The organism is Phenylobacterium sp. (assembly GCF_044371015.1).
In the GTDB taxonomy this organism is placed as follows: domain Bacteria; phylum Pseudomonadota; class Alphaproteobacteria; order Caulobacterales; family Caulobacteraceae; genus Phenylobacterium.
Genome location: NZ_JBILUK010000221.1, coordinates 1 through 5419, shown reverse-complemented (window position 1 = coordinate 5419; position 5419 = coordinate 1). Strand labels below are relative to the sequence as shown.

Annotated in this window: 5 protein-coding genes and 1 pseudogene; 1 reads left to right on the top strand and 5 read right to left on the bottom strand. The window is 69.4% G+C overall.

Going from position 1 to position 5419, the window contains the following annotated elements; translation table 11 throughout:
- Positions 1 to 412: pseudogene (locus ACIQ3R_RS14880) on the top strand (hypothetical protein); the annotation flags it as partial.
- Here ACIQ3R_RS14880 and spt read toward each other — a convergent pair.
- The 5 genes from spt to ACIQ3R_RS14855 all read right to left on the bottom strand — a co-directional run.
- Positions 367 to 1581, bottom strand: a complete 1215-nt coding sequence (gene spt / locus ACIQ3R_RS14875; RefSeq protein WP_397419640.1) for a serine palmitoyltransferase — start codon at positions 1579 to 1581, stop codon at positions 367 to 369. The pseudogene ACIQ3R_RS14880 and the gene spt sit on opposite strands and share 46 nt — an antisense overlap.
- A 2-nt stretch (positions 1582 to 1583) precedes the next feature.
- Complete coding sequence (locus ACIQ3R_RS14870; RefSeq protein WP_397419641.1) at positions 1584 to 1835, bottom strand: acyl carrier protein; 252 nt, start codon at positions 1833 to 1835, stop codon at positions 1584 to 1586.
- Between the two features lie 110 nt (positions 1836 to 1945).
- Positions 1946 to 2857 carry an NAD-dependent epimerase/dehydratase family protein gene (locus tag ACIQ3R_RS14865; RefSeq protein ID WP_397419639.1) on the bottom strand — a complete coding sequence of 304 codons (912 nt, stop codon included), beginning with the start codon at positions 2855 to 2857 and terminating at the stop codon, positions 1946 to 1948.
- A 17-nt stretch (positions 2858 to 2874) separates the two neighbouring features.
- Positions 2875 to 4638 (bottom strand): fatty acyl-AMP ligase, encoded by a 1764-nt coding sequence (locus ACIQ3R_RS14860; RefSeq protein ID WP_397419638.1) that lies wholly within the window; start codon positions 4636 to 4638, stop codon positions 2875 to 2877.
- Positions 4595 to 5419 (bottom strand): lipopolysaccharide biosynthesis protein (locus ACIQ3R_RS14855; protein WP_397419637.1); only part of this gene is annotated, 825 nt, incomplete at its 5' end. The genes ACIQ3R_RS14855 and ACIQ3R_RS14860, both read right to left, overlap by 44 nt.

Genomic DNA, 5419 nt, shown 5'->3' with positions numbered 1-5419 from the left:
GACCTATGCGGCGGAGTTCCGGATGGAGACCACGGATCGGGCCGATAGCCTGCTGGGGTCGGACGCCGGTCGGTACGCCAGCCTACTGCCCTTGGCCTGGGAGGCGGGCGGCGTCGGCTATCGGGACGTCGGAACGGAGGTTTCGCCGACCAAGGCCCGGCTGCCGGGTTGGCGTCTTCCGAGCCTGGCGGGGAAGCCCTTGAATCTCGCCCGGATCGCCAAGGCGGCGTTCACCTTTGACGGCGCCGCACGCTATGCGGCCTGGAAGGTCGCACGGCATACCGGGATCGAGCTGGAAGTCACGCCCTTCCGCGAGCGTCATCCGTTCCTGGCGGCCCCGGGGGCGTGGTGGGAGCTGAGGCGGCGTCAGGCGGTGGCGCGGCGCGAGCGCTTGAGCAGCCCGAAATCCTGACCGAGGCGCTCGAACACCGCCAGCACCGCATCGATCTGCTCCGGCGTGTGCGCCGCGCTGACGCTCGAACGGAGCAGCGACAGGTTGCCCGGCGTGGCCGGCGGAATCGCCAGGTTGAGATAGACGCCGTTCTGCAGCAGCGCGTTCCACATGCCGACGGCCATCAGCTGGTCAGGCATGACCACCGCGGTGATCGGGCTGGAGTGCGGGCCGACCGTGAAGCCAAGGCCCCGCAGGCCCTCATAGAGCCGATCGGCGTTGTTGGAGAGACGCACGCGAAGGCCGCGATCCTGTTCCAGCCGGTCCAGCGCCTTGAGCGTCGAGGCGATCACCGCCGGCGGCAGGGAGGCGGTGAACATGTAGGGCCGGCTGACGATGCGCAGCAGGTCGAAATTGTCCTCATCGGAGACCAGGAAGCCGCCCACCGCGCCCAGGCTCTTGGAGAAGGTGCCGACGATGAAATCGACATCGGCCTCGACGCCGTCCTGTTCGGCCAGGCCCCGGCCCTTTTCGCCGAGCACGCCCATGGAGTGAGCCTCGTCGACCAGCAGATAGCCGCCCATCTCGCGCTTTACCGCGGCGAACTCCTTGAGCGGCGCCACATCGCCGATCATCGAATAGATGCCCTCGACCACGATCAACCGACCGCCCGGCGCGTCGCCCAGCCGGCGCAGGCGCTTGGCCAGATCGTCGGGGTCGTTGTGGCGGAAGCGGATGACCTCGGCGCCCGAGAGCTTGGCCGCATCATAGATGGAGGCGTGGCTGTCGGCGTCCAGGATCAGGTGGTCGCCACGGCCGACGAGCGCGGAGATGCCGCCGAGGTTCGCCTGATAGCCGGTGGTGAACACCATGGCGTGCTTGCGGCCGTAGAAGCGCGCCAGAGACTGTTCCAGCGCGGTGTGGCCGCTGAACGTGCCGTTGGCGAAACGAGAGCCCGTGGTGCCCGTGCCCCACTCGCGCACGGCCTGGGCCGAGGCTTCGATGCAGTCGGGGTCGAAGGTCAGGCCGAGATAGTTGTTGGTGCCCAGCAGGATCACCTTGCGGCCATCCAGCATGCCTTCAGTCGGCGAGAGAACGGCGTCGAAACGGACGCTGGACGGGTCGGCCCCGGCGGCGCGGATGCCATCCAGGGGGGCGCGATACCCCAGGTGCTTGTCGAGCAGCGACATCCTTAAGCCTTCATTCGCAGCTTGTTAATCAGGTCGGAGAGGTCGCCCACGGTCTGCACGGTAGCCAAGCGATCCAGAGGAATCGAAAGGTCAAATCGATCCTCAAGCTCCATAACAATGTTCATCAGCGCAAGCGAGTCGACCGCCAGGTCGCGGGCGATATCGGTCTCCGGCGTGATCTGAACGCTCCGCCCGAGCACCGTCTCGGCGGCCCGCGCGACTTCGCGGACGGTGAGGTCCGTCGCCAGTTCCACCATTCGAAACCGTCCCCAGTTCGACGCAGCGCGCCCGCGCAAACCGCGTCCCTAACCATTTCCAGCCGGGATTTCCACCTTCGCTTGGCCTCCCGGTCACAAAACCGAAGCTATTGTTTCATCCATGCCGCGCTGCGGTACCATGCCGCGGTCGCTGCGAAGCCGTCCTCAAGCGCGATCGCCGCTCCACTAGGCGCGTTGATGCGTTCCACCGCCGACACCGCCCAGTTCTCATGCAAAAGCTCGCGGGCCTTGGCCGAGGTCAGCATCGGCGCGGCGCCGAACAGGCGGGTGAAATCATTTGTGAGGCCGAGCCCGCGGACAATCGCCGGCGGGGCCGGGATGAATCGCGCGGGTTTGCCGACGGCCCTCGCGGCGGCGGCCATCAGTTCGCGCCAAAGGTAGCCCTGAGGGCGATCGTCACAAAGCGCAACGACGCCGCCGGGGCGGGTCTGGGCGAGGTCGGCCACGGCGCGCGCGGCATCCGACACTTCGATCATCGCGATCCGGGCCGTCTCACTGAGGATGGGCAGCACCGGCAGGGCGGCGGCGGCCCGGAAGACGGGCAGGAGTTCGCGGTCGCCGGGTCCGTAGATCGCGCACGGACGGGCGATCGTCAGGCGCTCGCCCAGCACCTCCGCCATCGCAGACTCGCCCGCCCGCTTGCTGGCGGCATAGGGCGACAGCTGGGGCTCACGCGCCGAGAGGCTGGAGACCAGCACGACATGATCGACGTCGCGGGCGGCCTCGGCGACCCGACGGGCGCCTACGGCGTTGACGGCCTCGAAATCCGCGGGCCGGCGCGCCTTCACGATCCCGGCGGCGTGGACCAGGACGTTGGCGCCGTCACAAAACCGGGAGAGCGCCGGTCGATCGTCCAGGTCGCCCGGGACGGCCTCGATGGCGAGATCGCGCCAGAGCGGATCGACCGGATCACGGCGTGTGAGAATGCGGACACGGAAGCCCTGGGCGTCCAGCGCGGCGACCAGAGGGCGACCGAGGAAGCCCGTGGCTCCGGTCACCGCCGCGAGGGGCCGGGTCAGACGTGGGCCTCCTGGCGGAAGGCGCCGGCGAGAAAGAGGGCGCGGGCCTTTGAGCGGCTGAGCTTGCCGGACGAGGTCTGGGGCAGGGCGTGGGCGCCGACCAGCTCGACCCTGGCGTCGACGCCATGTCGGGCGCGGAGTACGGCGGCCACGTCGTCGGCCAGGCTGCGTCGAGCCTCCGGACCCACGGCGCGCGCCTGGACCAGAACCACCAGCTGCTCCCCTTCGGCCTCGTCAATCGAGAAAGCGGCGACGTCGCCGCTGCGCAGGCGTTCGACCTCGGATTCAGCGGTCCATTCCAGATCCTGCGGCCAGACATTGCGCCCGTTGAGCAGGATCAGGTCCTTGGCCCGCCCGGTGGGGACGATCTGGCCGTCGGCGAGGTAGCCGAGATCGCCGGTGTCGAGCCACCCGTCTGGACTGAGCACCGCGGCCGTGGCCCCAGGATCTCCGAAGTACTCCCGCATCAGGCTGGGGCCGCGCGTGTGGATCCGGCCGACGCGGCGCTCGGGAAGCGGCGCGCCCTGGGGGTCTCGAATCTCGACCTCATGACCCTCGAAGATGCGACCGCAGCGGACAAAGGCCCGCGCCCGCTCATCGGTCCCGGAGATCACGACGCCGTCGCGCTCCATGCGCGCCACATCGACCATGTCGAAGATCAGGCCCTGGCCGTGGGGCGACATGGAAAGGCCCAGGGTGGCTTCCGCCATGCCATAGCTGGCGACGAACGCCTGCGGCTTGAACCCCGCGGCGGCGAACTGTTCGGCGAAGGCGTTGAGCGGGCCCACCCGGACCATATCCCCGCCGCAACCGGCCACGCGCCAGGAGGAGAGGTCGAGATCGTCGCGGCCGCCGTCGCCCCGGCGGGCGCACAGTTCATAGCCGAAGCTTGGGCTGTAGGTGATCGTGCCCTTGTTGCGCGACATCAGGTCGAGCCACAGCAGGGGGCGTCGGACGAAGGCGCCGGTCGGCAGGAGGTCGATCGACATCTGCGCCGACAGGGGCATCAGCAGGAAGCCGACCAGGCCCATATCGTGGTAGAGCGGCAGCCACGAGACCGCCCGATCGGCCGGCGTAACGCCGAGGCCGCCCTGGGTCGCAGCATAGGCGTTGGCCATCAGCGCGCGGTGCGTGCAGAGGACGCCTGTGGGGTTGCGGGTGCTACCGGACGAGAACTGGACGTAGCTGGGATCATCCGGCCCGGGCGGCGGCAGGTCGCGCGGCGCGGCGTCCGGCAGGTCGGCCAGGGTCCCGGAGCGGAGGACGCCCGCGCGGGCGGCAGCCTCTGCCAGCCACGGCGCGAGCGCTTCGGAGCCATAGACGGCGGCGGCCTTGGCCGAGGTCAGCATGCGGCCGATCTGCTCGACATAGGCCTCGCGCCCGCCAAGCGGCGCGGGAAGCGGCAAGGGCGCCGGGACGAGACGGGCGTACTGGCAGGCGAAGAACGCAGTGATGAAGTCAGCGTCGGTCTCAGCCGCGAGTCCGATGTTGTCGCCGGGGGTCAAGCCGGCCGCGAGCAGCCGCGCGGCGAGGGCGCGGGCGCGATCGCGCAACACGGCGTAAGGGATCGCCTCAATGAGTTCCCCGCGCATGCCGAACAGGTTGAGACCCGTCGGCCCGCCGGCGGCGAAGTCCAGCGCCTCGGTGAGGGTCGCGAAGCCGCCTTCGCGGAACGGCCGGTCCGGAGCGGTAGGCGTGACAGTCAAGCTTGGCCTTTCAGTCGTTCGACGGCGCCGGGCCTTTGACCGGACGCGATCCATTTTCGCGAAGGATGAATCCCAACATGCCCAGCGCCAGCGCGCCGGTCGCCGCCACAAGTCCCGCGCCCGCGCCTATAATGCCGAACTGGCCGACGAGGAAGGGCAGGGCGGCCAGGAAGGCGAAACCCACGGCCAGACGCACCACCACCGCTGCGCCCGGCTTGCCCAGCGAAACGAGCATGGGCTCAAGCGGAAGTGCGAATATGCCAAGCACCGCGGCGGCCAGCTGCCAGGTCATCACCGCCGAGGCGGCCGCGAAGGCCTCGCCCATGAAGAACGTCAGAAGCGGCGGTCCCCCGAAGCCGGCGATGGCCAGCATCACGACGCCGACGCCGCCGCCAATCAGGCCGACACTGCGCGCAAGGCGCCACATGGCGATCTGATGATTTTCGGCGCGAAGGCGCGCGAGTTCGGGATAGAGGGCGGGAATCAAGAGCTTGGCCGGTTTGGCCAGGGCGTCGGCGACATAGCGGCCCACCCGCCAGAAGGCCGCCTGGGTGGGGCCGACCAGCGCGCCCACCACGAGAGTCGCCACATGGGTGAATGCGACGTCCAGGGTGGCGGCCAGGTTGGTGTTCCAGGCGAACCCCCAGGCGCCGGGCAAGCCCTTGGCCAGCGGCCCGCGCCAGACGAACCCTGTGGTGAGATCGCGGCGGCGCAGTTCGAACCACGCCGACCCGGCCAGATAGAACCAACTGCCGACGGTCCCCACCGCCCAGGCCAGAAGGAAGCCGTTGATGCCGGCTCCCATGAAGAAGGCGACGACGGCTCCGCCGAAGCG